This window comes from Phenylobacterium sp. GW823-FHT02A09 (assembly GCF_058797775.1).
In genome coordinates, this window is record NZ_JBXAJZ010000003.1 from 620,472 (window position 1) to 633,816 (window position 13,345).

Sequence of the window (13,345 nt, forward strand, 5' to 3'; positions counted from 1 at the left end):
CCGTGGCGTTGGCGCGGAGCCTTGTAGCCGTTGAGTATTCTCCGTCTCGGGATCGTTGTTGCGTGCGCTTCGTCCGCCATGCTGCTTGCGACTGCGGCCGAGGCGGCCGGCCGGAAGACTCAATTTGCGATTCCCGCAGGAGCGCCGCTCGATCGCGCCCTGACCATGTTCTCGGCGCAGAGCGACCGCGACATCCTGTTCACGCCGTCCATGGTCGCCGGCCGCCGAAGCAAGGCGGTTTTTGGGCGGATGGACGCGGACGCCGCGCTCAATGCGCTGCTCCGCGGCTCCGGTCTCAGCTGGCGCGAGTTCCAAGGGCGCTACCTGGTCGAACACGCGCTTGCGCCAACGATCGAGGAACCTGAAGCCGAGATCGAAGGCCTCGTCGTCACCGCCCTGCGCCGTCCGACGCTCGATCGTCTGACGCCGATGTCCGTGCGGGCGTTCTCCGGCGAGGAGCTCACCCGGGCCGGGGCGGCCACCTTCAGCCAGGCGGCGGCCTTGATGCCGGGGCTCACCCAGACCAGCACCGGCACCGGCCGCAATCGATTCAGCCTGCGGGGCGTCTACGGTTCCGGCGAAGCGACTACCGCACTCTATTACGACGATATCCCGGTGACCGGCCCCAGCGGTACGACCGCCGATCCGGGCGGCTCCTCGCCGGAGTTCCTGCTGGTCGACATCGAGCGCATGGAGTTGCTGCGTGGGCCGCAGGGAACGCTCTACGGCTCCAGCGCCATGGGCGGGGCGCTCAAGGTGGTCTTCAAGCGGCCGGATCTGAGCGAGCCCAGCGGCTCGCTGTCGGCCGAAGCCTCGACCAATGCGGGCTACTGGGGCGAGGCCGAGACCCTGGTCGTCAACCAGCCGCTCGTGCAGGACAAGGTCGGCTTGCGGCTGGCGGCCTATCACCGCCGCGATCCGGGCTATCTTGAGAACCGTCGGCTGGGACTGAAGGGGATCAACGACAGCGCCACCTGGGGCGCACGGCTGGGACTAGGTTTCGAGTTCGACAACGATCTGCAGATCAACCTGACCGCGGCGCAACAGGACACCCGCGAAGGCGACACCAGCGGCGGCTGGGCCGGCGCGCCGCCGAACGTGTCCTATGGTTTCGTGCGGACACCCTTCGACAGCCGGATGACGATGTACGAGGGCGCGTTGTCCTGGCGCTTCTCGGGGGTGAGGCTCGCTGCCAACGCCGCATCCTACGCGTGGAAGAGCACGCGCCAGATCGACTACACCGGCACCTTGCAGAGCGAGCGGCTCAGCATCGACGGCTGCAAGCGCTATCTTCAGATCCCGATCGCCGGGACCTGCACGCCCTCGCAGCTCTCCGCCTACTCCACCTATGTCGACAGCCGCGCGCCGGGGCTGCTCTATCAGCCGATCGACCTCCACGCGGACGTCCAGGAGGTGCGGCTGCAATCGGATGAGCCCGGCTTCCTGGCCTGGACCGCCGGCGTGTTCCGCGAGGTGCGCAGCGACACCATCGACAGCCAGGTCATCGTCGGCGATCCGCTCACCGGCTTGCCGCGGCACGGCGACTTCACCGGCCGGCGCATCGTCGACAGCCGCCTGACCCAGCGCGCGGTCTATGGGGAGGTCACCCTGGGCGCGGACCGCGATACGTCCTTCGTGATGGGCGCGCGCCGCTTCGCCTATGACAAGCGGACCGAGGGCCGCGCCCTCGTCGTCAACGTGATCTCCAACACCTCCGAGGCCAACTTCCGCAACGGCGTCGAAGAGAGCGGCTGGAGCCTCAAGTTCCTCGCCAGTCATCGGTTCGGACCGTTGGCGATGGGCTATGCCCAGGCCTCCCAGGGCTTCCGGCCGGGCGGGGTCAACACCGTCCCGGGCCTGCCGCCGAACCTGGCGGTCTATGGCGCCGACTCGCTCTGGAACTATGAGCTCGGCCTCAAGAGCGCCTGGTTGAACAACCGCCTGGCGCTCAACGCGGCGCTCTATCACGTCGACTGGCGGGACATGCAATACACCGCCAACAGCACGAACGGGGCGTTCTCCTTCATCACCAACCTCGGCCGGGCGCGGGTCAACGGGCTGGAAGCCGACGTCAGCTTCGTCTTCAACCCGGCGCTGCGCGGGGGGGCGAACCTGGCTCTGACCGACGCGATCCTCACCAGCGACCAGGCCAGCGCCGACGGGGTGGGCCTGGGCTCGGCCGGCGACCGCATTCCGGCGGTGCCGCGCGTGGCGGCGGACGGCTGGCTGGAATATCGGCGCGACCTGGGCGGCGGGCTAGAGCTCTTGCTGCGCGGCGACGCAGCCTATGTCGGGCGCTCGAACAGCACGTTCGACCCGGGCGTCGGCAACGATGTGGCGCTTGGCGACTACTGGCTGCTCAACACCCGGGCCGCCGTGCGGGCCGCCCGCTGGACGATCGGCGCGTTCGTCGAGAATCTGACCGATGTCGATGATCCGAGTTTCGCCACGACCGCCCGCCAGCCGCTGACGATCGCGCCTCGGCCGCGCCGGTTCGGACTGACCGCCACCTACGACTTCTGAGACCTTGCTGGTCCTGCGTCAGTTCCGGACGTAGAGTGAATGTTGGCGCAAAAAGAACATCTTGTGAACCCGGAACAAAGCGCGTACGCCTTGTTCCGACGGACGCGGACGCCACTTGCGGGCACGGACTGTCGGGTTGGAATCATGCAACAAGGGGCGCCTTGAAATGAGTCAGTCGGCGTTAAAGCTCGTGGGACGAGAAGAAGGCGATAAGCAGCGCGCTCTGGAAGCGGCGATTGCACAAATCGATCGGGCCTTTGGCAAAGGCTCGGTGATGAAGCTGGGCGAAAAGAGCCATATCGAGGTCGAGGCGGTGTCCACTGGCTCGCTCGGGCTCGATCTGGCGCTCGGTATCGGAGGTCTGCCCAAAGGGCGGATCGTCGAGATCTACGGTCCGGAAAGCTCGGGTAAGACCACCCTGGCGCTGCACGTCGTGGCCGAGGTGCAGAAGGCCGGCGGCGTCGCCGCGTTCGTGGACGCCGAGCACGCCCTGGATCCGCAGTACGCCAACAAGCTGGGCGTCAATCTCGACGACCTGCTGGTCTCGCAGCCGGACACCGGTGAACAGGCCCTGGAGATCACCGACACCCTGGTGCGTTCCGGCGCCATCGACGTGATCGTCATCGACTCGGTGGCGGCGCTGACGCCGCGGGCCGAAATCGAAGGCGAAATGGGCGACCAGCTGCCCGGCCTCCAGGCCCGTCTGATGAGCCAGGCGCTGCGCAAGCTGACGGGGTCGATCTCCAAGTCCAAGACCCTGGTCATCTTCATCAACCAGATCCGCCACAAGATCGGGGTGATGTACGGAAGCCCGGAGACCACGACCGGCGGCAACGCTCTGAAGTTCTACGCCTCGGTGCGTCTCGACATCCGCCGCACCGGCTCGGTGAAGGTGCGTGACGAGATCCTCGGCAACAACGTCCGCGTGAAGGTGGTGAAGAACAAGGTCGCCCCGCCGTTCCGCGAGGTCGAGTTCGACATCATGTACGGCGAGGGCATCTCGAAGCTCGGCGAGATCATCGACCTGGGCGTCAAGGCCGGCGTCATCGAGAAGTCGGGGTCGTGGTTCTCCTGGAACTCGACGCGGATCGGTCAAGGGCGCGACAACGCTCGGGAATTCCTGAAGAACAATCCCGACATCGCCCAGCAGATCGAACGCCAGGTCCGCGGCGCCAAGGAAGCGATCGAGGAAGAGCTGCTGGTCGGGCCGACCGGCGACGAAGACGCCGAGGACTAGGATCCGCATCGCCGGGGCGGCCGCCACGGCCGCTCGGACCCGGACGCCTCCAACCCGACGTTCGGACCCGCCCGAGCCGGCTGAGCCCCCGCGCGGCCGCTTCGGAAGATGCGCAAGGACGCTTGGACGCACGTCGTTCAAGCGTCCTTTTCCTTTGCGGGTGTCGACAAAATCCGTAAACGGTCGCGCGCGGGGCGGCGCAACGGTGCGCGAGCCCTTATCTATTTTTTTCGCTTCAACGTCCGACGAGCCATGCCGAGCCTCAACGAAATCAGAGCTGCGTTCCTGGGCTACTTCGAGAAGAATGATCACCTGATCATTCCGTCGGCCCCGCTCGTGCCGCAGAACGACCCGACCCTGCTGTTCGTCAACGCGGGCATGGTGCCGTTCAAGAACTACTTCACCGGCGCCGAGACCCCGCCCGGTCCGCGCGCTGCGTCGTCGCAGAAGTCGGTCCGCGCCGGCGGCAAGCACAACGACCTGGACAATGTCGGCTACACCGCGCGCCACCACACCTTCTTCGAGATGCTGGGGAACTTCTCCTTCGGCGACTACTTCAAGGCCGGCGCGATCGAGCACGCCTGGACCCTGCTGACCAAGGAATTCAAGATTCCGGCGGAGAAGCTGTGCGTCACCGTCTACCACACCGACGATGAGGCGGCTGAGCTCTGGAAGAAGATCGCCGGCCTGCCGGACGAGAAGATCATCCGCATCGCCACCAACGACAATTTCTGGTCGATGGGCGACACCGGCCCCTGTGGTCCGTGCTCGGAAATCTTTTACGACCACGGCGAGCACATCCCCGGCGGCCCGCCCGGCAGCCCGGACGAGGACGGCGACCGGTTCGTTGAGATCTGGAACCTCGTCTTCATGCAGTTCGAGCAGTTCGCCGATGGGCGGCGCATCGACCTGCCCAAGCCGCAGATCGACACCGGCATGGGCCTGGAGCGCATCGCCGCGGTGCTGCAGGGCGTGCACGACAACTACGACGTCGACCTGTTCCGCACGCTGATCGCCGCCTCCAAGCAACTGGTCGGGGACGGCACGAACGGCCCCTCGCACCGGGTCATCGCCGACCACCTGCGTTCGACCAGCTTCCTGATCGCCGACGGCGTGTCGCCGTCGAACGAGGGCCGCGGCTACGTGCTGCGCCGGATCATGCGCCGGGCCATGCGCCATGCGCACCTGCTGGGCGCGGAAGAGCCGTTGATGCACCGTCTGGCGCCGGTCCTGGTCGCCGAGATGGGCGAGGCCTATCCCGAACTGCGCCGCGCCGAGCCGGTGATCGTCGAAACCCTGCGCCAGGAAGAGGAGCGGTTCCGCCGCACCCTGGGCCGCGGCATGACGTTGCTCGACGAGGCCACCGCCAAGATGAGCGCGGGCGACATGCTCTCGGGCGAAACCGCCTTCAAGCTCTACGACACCTACGGCTTCCCGCTCGACCTCACCCAGGACGCGGTTCGCAACAAGGGCATCAGCGTCGACCTCGCGGGCTTCGAGGATGCGATGAAGCGTCAGCGCGACCAGGCCCGTGAGGCCTGGACCGGGTCTGGCCAAGCCGCGCAGGCGGCGGAGTGGTTCGCCATCCGCGAGCGGCTCGGCGCGACGCAGTTCCTCGGCTACGACACCACTGAAGCAACCGGCAAGCTGCTGGCCCTGGTCGCGGGCGACGGGGAAGTCGAAGGTGCGACGACCGGTCAGACCGTGCTGGCGGTGTTCGACCGCACGCCGTTCTACGCCGAGAGCGGCGGCCAGGCCGGCGACGTGGGCGAGATCGAGTGGAACGGCGGCAAGGCCCGCGTGCTCGACACCCAGAAGCAGGCCGGCGACCTCTTCGTCCACGAGATCGAAGTGCTGCAGGGCGAACTGGCGGTCGGCGCGGAGGCGCGTCTGGCGGTCGATCCTGATCTGCGCACCGCGACCCGTGCCAACCACTCGGCGACCCACCTGCTGCACGCGGCGCTGCGCAACGTGCTGGGGCCGCACGTGTCGCAGAAGGGCCAGATGGTCGATGGCGAGCGCATCCGCTTCGACTTCAGCCACGGCGGTCCGCTGACCGCCGAGGAGATCGAGAAGATCGAGACCGAGGTCAACGCCGTGGTCCGCCAGAACCTGCCGGCCGAGACTGAGGTGATGGCGCCCGAAAAGGCGATCGAGGCCGGGGCCATGGCGCTGTTCGGCGAGAAGTATGGCGACTCGGTCCGCGTTCTCACCCTCGGCAAGTCGCTGGCGGGCGAGGGCGACTACTCGGTCGAGCTCTGCGGCGGCACCCACGTGGCGCGGACCGGCGACATCGCGATCTTCAAGATCGTCTCCGAGAGCGGCGTCGCCGCCGGCGTGCGGCGGATCGAGGCGCTGACCGGCGAGGCGGCGCGCCGCTGGCTGATCGAACAGGCGAGCGTCGCCAAGGCGCTGGCCGACCAGTTCAAGGTGCCGGTCGTTGAAGTCGCCGCGCGGGTCGAGGCGCTCGAGACCCAGCGCCGCAAGCTTGAGAAGGAACTGGCCGAGGCCAAGCGTCAGCTGGCCATGGGCGGCGGCGCCGGCGGCGCGGCTGCGGGCCCTGAGGACATCGGCGGGGTGCAGGTCATCGCGCGTGTGATGGACGGCGTCGGCGGCAAGGACCTGCGTCCCATCGCCGAGGAGTTCAAGAAGCAGCTGCCGGACGGCGTCATCGCGCTGGTCGGTTCGGCCGAGGGCAAGGCGGCGGTGACCGTCGCGGTCACTGGCGCGGCGGCCGGCAAGTTCAGCGCCGTGGATCTCGCCAAGGCGGCGGTCCAGGCGATGGGCGGGCAAGGCGCGGGCGGACGTCCCGACTTCGCCCAGGGCGGAGCGCCCGACGGCGCGAAGGCCAACGAGGGCCTCGCGGCGATCAAGGCCTTGCTGGGGGCCTGATTCGGCTCAATGGGGTTCTGAGGAGGGGGCGCTGATGCGCCCCCTTTTTTTGTCGATCGCCCCTGGGTTAACCCTGATTTGCAAAAAAGCGAACGCCGCTCGGCGAAACGTAAAATTTGCATACCCGTGTGAGGCGAGTGGCGTTGCCAGCGATTGCATTAAGCTCTAGTTCACCATCCAGAGGGGCGCCTTACGGGGCGCAGGATCAACGTAAGGATGGGTTCAATGTTCAAGTATCTGCCCGCTGCCGCCGCTGCGCTGGCGCTCAGCTTCGCCGCCGTTCCGGCCGCTGAAGCCGCGACCGTTTTCTCGGGCGGCGTCAATAATGTCACGTCCAACAGCACCGATCCGGGCCTCGTCGTCCAGACCGGCAACTACAACACCTTCAGCCTGCCGCTCGAAGTCGGCGTGACCAGCGCCCCGGTCGGCCTGTTCTCGATCTGGACCAACGAAGGCTCCATCAACCCCGACGATTGGGCCCACAAGCCGATCTCGGTCCAGCTGCAGTTCACCGCGCCGACCGGTCCGTGGTCGGGCGGCCCGATCACCGGCGACACCTTCGGCATCAACGGCTTCCTGGTTCAGGGCGGCCACATCGAGTGGGATGGCCCGGCCATCTACACCTTCGGCAACGGCGGCAAGCTCGAAGTGTCCCTGAAGGACACCAACTTCAACTGGGGCCTGTTCGGCACCAACCCGGGCCAGAAGTACGGCGCGGTGGTTGAAGCCAACTTCAAGCTCATCGACCTGCCGTCGGCGGTGCCGGAACCGGCCACCTGGGCGATGATGATCACCGGCTTCGGCCTGGCCGGCGTGGCCATCCGTCGTCGTCGTGAGACGCTCGTCGCGGCCTAAATCGCGCGAACAGTCAGCAGAAAGGCCGGGGGTGACCCCGGCCTTTTTTGTTTGCGCCGCTCAAATCTGCACAAGTCGCGGAATTCATTGAACTTACGGCCTGCTAGGAGGCGAATTCGGCCAAGGACGCGCGCGCGTGGGGTGCCGAGGTTTGCCGGCGGGCAAGGGCGGACGCCCAATGAGGCCCCGTTCCCGCCGAACTCCAGCGGCGTGGGCCGGGGGCTCGGCGGGGCCTTACGCCGCCGCTCGCCGCGCATCGGCGAGAACGTCCGTCCCCACGGAGGAGGAGGGCCGCGAAACCCCACGCGGTCCTCCTTTGCGCTTGAGGTCTAGGGACGGGTGAAGATCGCGATCTTGTTGCCCGTCGCGTCGCGCACATAGGCCCCATAGAACGTCGTCGAGTCGGCTGGTCGCGGACCTGGCGCGCCCTCGTCGGCGCCGCCGAAGGCCAGCGCCGCGGCATGGGCCGCATCGACCGATTCCTTGTTCGGGCCGCGGAACGCGATCATGACGCCATTGCCGCCCCGCGCCTGTTGGCCGTCGAAGGGCGGACAGACGAAGGTGTTCGCCTCCTGGCCCTTCGGACCATAGCCGGCCCAGCCGCTGTCGAAGAATTGCCGTTCGTAGCCGATGGCGCCCAGCACGGCGTCGTAGAACGGCATGGCGTCCTCGACGTTCAGCGCCCCGATCGTAACGTAGCCGATCATGTCGTGCGTCTCCCTGATGTCAGGGCGCGACGCTAGTCTTGCGATGCGAACATAACAAGAACAAATGCTAATGCTGGATGCGGATCCGAGCGTGGTCCGGCGCGCCCAGGCCGCCCCGGCACGCCGCCGGCCGAAACGCCAGATCGTGGCAGATGCGGACTTCCTGCAGGCGATTGCCGTCCGCGACCTTCACATAGAGGCCGTTGCGGCGAAGGCTGCGGTTGCGGGCGAGGAAGGCGTCGCGGACGTCGCCGGCCGTGACCTCCTTGCCCGTGGGGAACGTCAGGCTCGGCGCGTCGATCGAACTCCAGAGCATCCGCGCCCGATCGAAATAGGCCTCCGGTGATGTCCAGCCGCACGTGCCGTGCGCGGCCCACTCGTGCTGCAGCAGCTCGGCGGAGGGGGTCATGCAGTAGTTCTTGCGGACGGTCGCGGCGTTGATGCCGGGGGCGGGCCCGCAGTAGCGGGGATGGCGCTTGCCCGGTCCGTTGGGCCACAGGCCATGGACCACGAAACCCATGTGGTTCTGGCGGCATTGAAACCGCGCCTCGGCGGAGCCGCCGCGGGTCCGGCACCACTCCGGCGACCAACTCAGGGCCAGCATGTACGAGGCGACCGGCATGCCGCGGACGATCTGGCGTTCCGGGGGGCGCTCGGCCGGCGCAGGCGTCACGTGGGCCGGCGGCGTGCAGGCCCGCAGCGGCGCGGCTGCGGCGAAGCCGGCCGCCGACCAGGTCGCCAGCAGGGTGAGGAGAAAGCCGCCCCTCACGCGCCGGCTTTGACGGGCAGGCGGATCTGCACGAGCTTCCAGGTGAACAGGCCGCGGCGCTCGAAGGTGAACACCACGCCCTGGTCGGCCGACTTCACGCCCTTGGCCAGCACCAGGAAGCGGGCGCGGTTGGGGTCCCAGTAGCGCAGGCGCGGAAACGCCCGGTCGGCGGCGTCCGCCGGCGCGGCGCCTGGCGCATAGCCGCGCGCCAGATCGTAAAGGCCGGCCGCGCTCAGATAGGGCTCGACCTGGGGCGGCGTCGGCACGATCGGCTCGATGGCGCGCTTCATCGCGCCGATCGGGTCAGTCCAGACATCGGGCGGCGGCGGGGCGGGGACGGCGCGCTCGGCGACCTGCGGGCGCAGCCCCTGGCGCACGGCGACGTAGTCGACCAACTGGGCCAGCGCCTGGCCGTCGCCGTCGCGGGCGGCGGCCTTGGTGGCCCGAAACGCAAAGAACGGCGCGGTCGCGAAGACCAGCGCCGTTCCCACGATCAGAGTGACGATCAAGCGGAAGACCGCGCGGGCAAGGCTCCAGTCCTCGCGCACGCGGTCGTTCATGCTCTTAGGCAGGCGACTTCGCCAACGCCGCTTCCAGATTGGCCGCGACCTTGTCGATGAAGCCTTCCGTCGTCAGCCAGCCCTGGGTGTCGCCGACCAGCAGCGCCAGATCCTTGGTCATCGAGCCGGCTTCGACGGTGTCGACGCAGACCTTCTCCAGGGTGTCGGCGAAGTGGGCGAGCTCGGCGTTGCCGTCGAGCTTGGCGCGGTGCTTCAGGCCCTGGGTCCAGGCGAAGATCGAGGCGATCGAGTTGGTCGAGGTCGACTCGCCGCGCTGATGCTGGCGGAAGTGACGGGTCACGGTGCCGTGGGCGGCTTCCGATTCCATGATCTTGCCGTCCGGCGTGATCAGCACCGAGGTCATCAGGCCCAGCGAGCCGAAGCCCTGGGCGACCTGGTCGGACTGGACGTCGCCGTCGTAGTTCTTGCAGGCCCAGACGAAGCCGCCGGACCACTTCAGGGCCGAGGCGACCATGTCGTCGATCAGGCGGTGCTCGTAGACGATGCCGGCTTCCTTGAACTTGCCGGCGTATTCGGCCTCGTAGACCTCGGCGAAGATGTCCTTGAAGCGGCCGTCATAGGCCTTGAGGATCGTGTTCTTGGTCGACAGGTAGACCGGGTACTTCCGCTGCAGGCCGTAGTTCAGGCAGGCGTGCGCGAATTCGCGGATCGAGTCGTCGAGGTTGTACATGCCCATGGCGACGCCGCCGCCGGGGAACTCGAACACTTCGTGCTCGATGGTGTCGCCGTTCTCGCCTTCCCACTTGATGGTCAGGCGGCCCTTGCCGGGCACCTTGAAGTCGGTGGCCTTGTATTGGTCGCCGAAGGCGTGACGGCCGACGATGATCGGCTGGGTCCAGCCCGGAATCAGGCGCGGGACGTTCTTGCAGATGATCGGCTCGCGGAAGACGACGCCGCCGAGGATGTTGCGGATGGTGCCGTTCGGCGACTTCCACATCTTCTTCAGGCCGAACTCTTCGACCCGCGCTTCGTCCGGGGTGATCGTGGCGCACTTCACGCCGACGCCGTGGCGCTTGATGGCCTCGGCCGCGTCGACGGTGACCTTGTCGTCCGTGGCGTCGCGGTGCTCGATTCCCAGGTCGTAGTAATCCAGATCGATATCCAGATGCGGGAAGATCAGCTTGTCCTTGATCCACTTCCAGATGATGCGGGTCATCTCGTCCCCGTCGATGTCTACGACGGGGTTCGCGACTTTAATCTTGGCCATGAGGGCAGAGCGCTCCGGGGGCGTAACGGCTAGGATAGGGTAGGGTAGATAGGGTAAGGGCCGTATACTAGGCCAAGGCCCGGACGCAAAGGGTGGGTCACCCCGTATTGACCTGGGATTAGCGCGATCGGGCAGGCGGCGCTTGCATTCTGCGCCCCTCGCATCTCAAAACGCGGCATGGAATCCGCCGCTCCGCCCTGCATCATCCTCAACGTGCCGCAACTGGCGCAGAACATCGGCGCCGTCGCCCGCGTGATGGCCAACTTCGGCCTGACCGACCTGCGCCTGGTCAATCCTCGCGACGGCTGGCCGCAAGAACGCGCTTGGGCGGCCGCGTCCGGGGCCGAATGGCCGCTGAACGCCGCGCGCGTCTATGACAGCGTCGAGGCGGCCATCGCCGACCTGCATCTCGTCTATGCCACGACCGCCCGCCCGCGCGAACTGCAGCTTCCGGTCATCGGACCGCGGGAAGCGGCGGCGAACCTGGCGCACGAGGTGGCGGAAGGCCGCTCCACCGGCCTGCTGTTCGGCGGCGAGCGCGCCGGGCTGGAGACCGCCGACATCGCGCTCTGCCAGGCGGTGGTCACGCTGCCGATCGATCCGCGCTTCCGCTCGCTTAACTTGGCCCAAGCCGTGGCGATCAACGCCTATGAGTGGCGCATGACGGTCGAATCGGGTGCGCCGCCGATCTTCCGCGAAGGCCCGCCGCCGGCCGACGCTGCGGCCATGCTCGGCCTCTACGAGCACTTCGAACGCGAGCTGGACGACGCCGGTTTCTTCCATCCGCCGGAAAAGAAGCCGTCGATGATGCAGAACCTGCGCTCGGCGCTGGGCCGCGCGCGGTTTTCCGACCAAGAGGTCCGCACCTTCCGCGGCGTGGTCACGGCGCTATCTAAGGGACGCGGGCGTTCCCTCGAGAAGCTGGCCCGCAAGAAGGCCGACGGAGAAGGCTGATGGCGTTGCGCGACCTGTTGGACCGTCTGGCGATCCCGATTCTCCAGGCTCCGATGGTCGGCGCGTCCCCCCCGGAAATGGCGCTGGCGGTGTCACGCGCCGGGGCCATGGGTTCGCTGGCGGCCGGCGCGCTCGCGCCTGACCAGATCGAGCCGGAGGTCGAGCGCCTGCGGGCGGCGACCGACGCGCCGTTCGGCGTGAACCTGCTGATGGCGCCGCGCGCCGAACCCGACGGCGTGGTGGTCGAGGCGGCGCTCGCCAGGCTGGCGCCCTGGTACGCCGAGCTGGGCGAGGCCTTGCCTGGCCATCCCAACAGTTTCGCGCCGGACTTCGAGGCGCAGTTGGCCGCGCTGACCCGCGCCGCCCCGCCGCTGGCCTCGTTCACGTTCGGCATTCTCGCCGCCGATCAGGTCGAGGCGCTGCACCGCGCCGGCACGATGGTCGTCGGCACGGCCACCACGGTCGCCGAGGCGCGGGCCTGGGCCGAGGTCGGCGCCGACGGCATCTGCGCGCAAGGCTTCGAGGCCGGCGGGCATCGGGGCCACTTCCTGGCCGATCCGGAGGCCAGCTTGGTCGGGACGCTGCCGCTCACCTCGCTGATCCTCGACGCGGTCGACCTGCCGGTCATCGCCGCTGGCGGGATCATGAACGGGCGCGGCGTCGCTGCGGCTCTGGCGCTGGGAGCCAGCGCGGTCCAGATGGGCACGGCCTTCCTGCTGGCCGACCAGACGGGGGTCAGCGCGCCCTGGAAGCGGGCGATCGAAGCGGCCGACGACGAAGTCACGCGCCTGACCCGCGCCTTCACCGGCCGCTATGCGCGCGGCATCGAGAACCGCTTCATGCGCGAGCTCCAGGCGCAACAGGACGAGGTCCCGGCCTATCCCGTGCAGAACCGCCTGACCCAGCCGCTGCGGGCCGCAGCCGCCAAGGCCGGCGATCCGGAGATGATCTCGCTGTGGGCCGGGCAGGGCGTGCGGCTGGCGCGTCCCGGCGACGCCGGCGACCTGGTCCGACAGTGGTGGAGCGAGGCGCAGGAGGCCGCCGGTCGGCTGTCACGACGCGCCGGGATCTAGCCCCGCTCCTGGCGAGCGCGGCTGTTTCACGCTAGGGTGGTCCAAGCTAACGCTTGAGGTGCGCCTGTGAAGATCTTCGCCCTGACCCTCGCGGTCCTGACCGTCGCCGCCAGCCCCGCCGCCGCCCAGGTGATGTGCCGCGACGATGTCGGCCGCGTCACCTGCTACGACATCTACGGCAACTCGGTGGTCGGCACGAAGGACGTGCTGGGCAAGGCGACCTGGGTCGACGAGTACGGCAACCAGGTCTCGGTCCGCCGCGACGTGCTCGGCAACCGAATCATCGAGGACAGCGACGGCAACCGCACCACCGTCCGCCGCGACGTGCTGGGCAACACGGTGGTCAGCGACGAGCGTGGAAACAAGACCAGCTGCCGCGTCGACCTGCTGGGTAAGGCGCGTTGCAAATAGGCGCAAACGCCTGCCCCGATTGACTCTTCGGCCTGCGGACGTCATACACCGCCCCTTCGCGCCGCCGGACCTCGTCCGGTGGTCTGCGATCTATGACGGGTGACCTGACGCCGCCGTTGAGATCGCGTTCCCACTT

11 protein-coding genes are annotated in these 13,345 nt (G+C 68.0%); 7 read left to right on the forward strand and 4 right to left on the reverse strand.

Features of this window, described 5'->3' with window-relative positions:
* The first annotated feature begins 78 nt into the window (after positions 1 to 78).
* From AC1Q87_RS15650 to AC1Q87_RS15665, 4 genes are all read left to right on the forward strand, one after another.
* Positions 79 to 2,523 carry a TonB-dependent receptor gene (locus tag AC1Q87_RS15650; RefSeq protein ID WP_492609841.1) on the forward strand — a complete coding sequence of 815 codons (2,445 nt, stop codon included), beginning with the start codon at positions 79 to 81 and terminating at the stop codon, positions 2,521 to 2,523.
* A gap of 166 nt (positions 2,524 to 2,689) precedes the next feature.
* Entirely contained in the window at positions 2,690 to 3,760 is a 1,071-nt protein-coding gene (gene recA, locus AC1Q87_RS15655) for a recombinase RecA (RefSeq protein ID WP_492609842.1), read from the forward strand.
* 252 nt (positions 3,761 to 4,012) lie between these two features.
* Positions 4,013 to 6,652 (forward strand): alanine--tRNA ligase, encoded by a 2,640-nt coding sequence (gene alaS, locus AC1Q87_RS15660; RefSeq protein ID WP_492609843.1) that lies wholly within the window; start codon positions 4,013 to 4,015, stop codon positions 6,650 to 6,652.
* 225 nt (positions 6,653 to 6,877) lie between these two features.
* The gene (locus AC1Q87_RS15665) at positions 6,878 to 7,507 is read left to right on the forward strand and encodes a PEPxxWA-CTERM sorting domain-containing protein (protein WP_492609844.1); all 630 of its coding nucleotides are present in this window, start codon (positions 6,878 to 6,880) and stop codon (positions 7,505 to 7,507) included.
* Between the two features lie 329 nt (positions 7,508 to 7,836).
* On the opposite strand, the gene AC1Q87_RS15670 is transcribed toward AC1Q87_RS15665, so the two are convergent.
* The 4 genes from AC1Q87_RS15670 to AC1Q87_RS15685 form a co-directional block, all read right to left on the reverse strand.
* The gene (locus tag AC1Q87_RS15670) at positions 7,837 to 8,214 is read right to left on the reverse strand and encodes a VOC family protein (protein WP_492609845.1); all 378 of its coding nucleotides are present in this window, start codon (positions 8,212 to 8,214) and stop codon (positions 7,837 to 7,839) included.
* Between the two features lie 67 nt (positions 8,215 to 8,281).
* Complete coding sequence (locus AC1Q87_RS15675) at positions 8,282 to 8,983, reverse strand: ribonuclease T2 family protein (protein ID WP_492609846.1); 702 nt, start codon at positions 8,981 to 8,983, stop codon at positions 8,282 to 8,284.
* Complete coding sequence (locus AC1Q87_RS15680) at positions 8,980 to 9,543, reverse strand: DUF2939 domain-containing protein (RefSeq protein ID WP_492609847.1); 564 nt, start codon at positions 9,541 to 9,543, stop codon at positions 8,980 to 8,982. Before AC1Q87_RS15680 ends, AC1Q87_RS15675 begins: the two co-directional genes overlap by 4 nt.
* 4 nt (positions 9,544 to 9,547) lie before the next feature.
* Entirely contained in the window at positions 9,548 to 10,771 is a 1,224-nt protein-coding gene (locus tag AC1Q87_RS15685; RefSeq protein WP_492609848.1) for an NADP-dependent isocitrate dehydrogenase, read from the reverse strand.
* A 177-nt stretch (positions 10,772 to 10,948) separates the two neighbouring features.
* Here AC1Q87_RS15685 and AC1Q87_RS15690 point away from each other — a divergent pair, with 177 nt between their 5' ends.
* The 3 genes from AC1Q87_RS15690 (at position 10,949) to AC1Q87_RS15700 (ending at position 13,209) form a co-directional block, all read left to right on the forward strand.
* Entirely contained in the window at positions 10,949 to 11,725 is a 777-nt protein-coding gene (locus AC1Q87_RS15690; protein WP_492609849.1) for an RNA methyltransferase, read from the forward strand.
* Complete coding sequence (locus AC1Q87_RS15695; protein ID WP_492609850.1) at positions 11,725 to 12,798, forward strand: NAD(P)H-dependent flavin oxidoreductase; 1,074 nt, start codon at positions 11,725 to 11,727, stop codon at positions 12,796 to 12,798. Before AC1Q87_RS15690 ends, AC1Q87_RS15695 begins: the two co-directional genes overlap by 1 nt.
* A 66-nt stretch (positions 12,799 to 12,864) precedes the next feature.
* Entirely contained in the window at positions 12,865 to 13,209 is a 345-nt protein-coding gene (locus AC1Q87_RS15700; protein WP_492609851.1) for a hypothetical protein, read from the forward strand.
* Positions 13,210 to 13,345 lie beyond the last annotated feature (136 nt).

Excerpts from the sequence above, each read along its gene's own strand:
- AC1Q87_RS15695 (WP_492609850.1), top strand. The coding sequence starts at position 11,725 with ATGGCGTTGCGCGACCTGTTGGACCGTCTGGCGATCCCGATTCTCCAG.
- AC1Q87_RS15650 (WP_492609841.1), top strand. The coding sequence starts at position 79 with ATGCTGCTTGCGACTGCGGCCGAGGCGGCCGGCCGGAAGACTCAATTT.
- alaS (WP_492609843.1), top strand. The coding sequence starts at position 4,013 with ATGCCGAGCCTCAACGAAATCAGAGCTGCGTTCCTGGGCTACTTCGAG.
- AC1Q87_RS15670 (WP_492609845.1), bottom strand. The coding sequence starts at position 8,214 with ATGATCGGCTACGTTACGATCGGGGCGCTGAACGTCGAGGACGCCATG.
- recA (WP_492609842.1), top strand. The coding sequence starts at position 2,690 with ATGAGTCAGTCGGCGTTAAAGCTCGTGGGACGAGAAGAAGGCGATAAG.
- AC1Q87_RS15685 (WP_492609848.1), bottom strand. The coding sequence starts at position 10,771 with ATGGCCAAGATTAAAGTCGCGAACCCCGTCGTAGACATCGACGGGGAC.
- AC1Q87_RS15690 (WP_492609849.1), top strand. The coding sequence starts at position 10,949 with ATGGAATCCGCCGCTCCGCCCTGCATCATCCTCAACGTGCCGCAACTG.
- AC1Q87_RS15665 (WP_492609844.1), top strand. The coding sequence starts at position 6,878 with ATGTTCAAGTATCTGCCCGCTGCCGCCGCTGCGCTGGCGCTCAGCTTC.
- AC1Q87_RS15680 (WP_492609847.1), bottom strand. The coding sequence starts at position 9,543 with ATGAACGACCGCGTGCGCGAGGACTGGAGCCTTGCCCGCGCGGTCTTC.